This is a genomic window from Campylobacter taeniopygiae (assembly GCF_005406225.1).
Classification (GTDB): domain Bacteria; phylum Campylobacterota; class Campylobacteria; order Campylobacterales; family Campylobacteraceae; genus Campylobacter_D; species Campylobacter_D taeniopygiae.
The window spans coordinates 1-2,369 of record NZ_NXLY01000038.1 but is presented as its reverse complement, the minus strand read 5'-3'; the positions used below and the strand labels follow the sequence as shown (position 1 = coordinate 2,369).

The following is a 2,369-nucleotide window of genomic DNA, read 5'->3' as shown; positions in this document are numbered from 1 at the left end:
CCATTAGAGTCTATGGTCACTTCTACTCCACCTGCTTTAATAATCACACAATCTCCCTTAGTAACAATTTGAGTATCGCCTACTTGATGGAGGATTTGATTACCCGCTTTTACTTCGCAATCTGTTTGATAATTACTATATTTAGATTCTGCAAGTTCTGTATGTTGTTTTTTAGTTTGTGTGCTTAAATTTTGTTCTGTATGTATATCTATGTAATTATGTGCTTGTATATTTAAGTGCTCTTCGCTAAGATAATTTATTCCTTTATTGGTATGAAGCTCCCAATGCCCCTCAACCACTTCCTTCCTATTCCCCTTCACATTCTTTATCTCATCCTTATGTATGATAGTATTTTGATTAGATCCTATTTCTATATCTTTGTTTTCTCCTACAAATTCACTTGAATTTTTTGCTATTCTTACTTTATTATCCACTCCTACATTTAAAGTATTGCTTAACCCTACTATGGTATCTTTAGAAAGAGCTACATTGGTTAAATATTCTCCTCCTACATTGACATTTTTAGCTAAGTCTATGGTTTGAGTATGGACTTTTTTAATCCTTTCATTATAAATTCCATCTACCATAGAATCTTTATCATTTAAAATTCTTTGAGTGAAATTATGCTGTACTAATTCATCATAATCCTTTTGGGCTTTTAAATAAATTTGTTCTTTATCTTTTATATTTGAAAGAGTGAGTTCATTTAAGCCTTCTTCATTTACACCTATAGTTTTAGAAGAAAGGGAGGTTTGATGATCATTAAAAGGAAGATTGACTAAGCTTGGATTAGTCCCATTATACAAACTTCCACTTACATAAGGTTTATCTATATCATCATCCAAAAAAGAAATAATCACTTCATCTCCAATTCTTGGAGTATGATAAAAACCTGAATGATTACTTGCTATACTAGAAGCTACTCTTAAAAAAGGAGTGTGATGATATAAACTTTCTTTTTCATCTAATTCTTCTTGATTAGCATAAAGATTAATCCTTACTTTAACCCTTCCATACTCATCAGTATAAATAGTATTTCTTTCACTTTCTATATCTTTACTTTCTCCTATAACAATACCTTGAGTGCTATTAGGAGCTTTAGGTTTAGCTTTAAAGCTTGGAGTAAAGATAATATTCTTTTTTAATAAAGTTAAAGTGTTAGAATAAGATTTGCTTAAATTTAAATCTTTTAAATTTAAATGATCATTCGTATCAATAGAATTAGCTAAGATAGCATCATCAATTAAAATTTGAGTATTAGCAATAATAATAAAGTCTTTAAGTAAATTGGATGAATTAGCTTTTTGATTATAATTTAAAGTGATAAAATCTCCTAAGCTAAGATGATAAATATTACTTTTTGCTAAGAAGCTTTCATTTAAGACTAAAGCTCTTTTTTCTTTAACAGTAGGTTTGGTTTTTAAATCAATATTCTTTGTAAAAGAATATTCACTTTCATAAGAGTGTTCATTATAATAAGCTTTATTGTTAAGTTCTTGTTCGTAAGCAACTTTATTAGAATGTAAAGATAAAAGATTTAAAGGAGTGTTAGCATTGATACTAGAATGCGTAAAAGAATTAGTTCTTAAACTTTGTTCTTTATAGATAGAAGAAATACAAGTTTGATTTAGAGTATTATTGATATTAGGATTATATTCTATCTCTTTAGTTTTTGTATTTTTATACACATCACAAAAATAAATAGTATTCTCATCTTCATAAAAAAATATTCCATTATTATGGCTTAATCTTGTGATCAATTCTAAATCACTTTCATTGTATTGAGAGATGAGTTCTTGCTCTTCATAATTTAAATGTATATTAGAATAATCAATTTGCTTGTGTAATATATCTTGATAAAAACTAAGGGTTTGTTTGATCACTTCTATAATATTAGTATGAGTATAAATACGATTGGCTTTATTTAAAGAAAGTCTTTTTAAAACAGATTCTAGTTTAAAAGAAAAAAAGTGTTTGTATTTTAATTGTTTAGTATTTGAGGAGTTATCATTGATATTAGATGCACTTTCATGATTAATGCCTAGATATTTTATATAAGTGATAATTCCTTTATAATTTTTAACTTCATTTGTGTCAAAATTTAAAGTATTGTTTTCATAAGGATTATGAATACTTAAAATGGCTTCTTGATCGATTAAAACATTAGGGTGAAAATTAAAATCTTGACTTAGATTAAATAAGCTTTCATCTAAACTTTCAAAAAAACCTTCACATTCTATAGAAAAAAGTTCTTCAAGACTTTCTTTGATGATGGCTTTAGTGATTTTAAAGGGTAGGGGATTGGAAGATGAATTAGAATTTAATATATTAAGATTCATAAAGGAATTTGGGGGCATGTTTTCTCCTTA

Annotated in this window: 1 protein-coding gene; it reads right to left on the bottom strand. The window is 27.0% G+C overall.

All coding sequences use genetic code 11. The features are described from left to right. The coding region (locus CQA75_RS08775) for a type VI secretion system Vgr family protein (RefSeq protein ID WP_171000106.1) at positions 1-2,357 on the bottom strand (2,357 nt) is incomplete at its 3' end. Between the last annotated feature and the right edge of the window lie 12 nt (positions 2,358-2,369).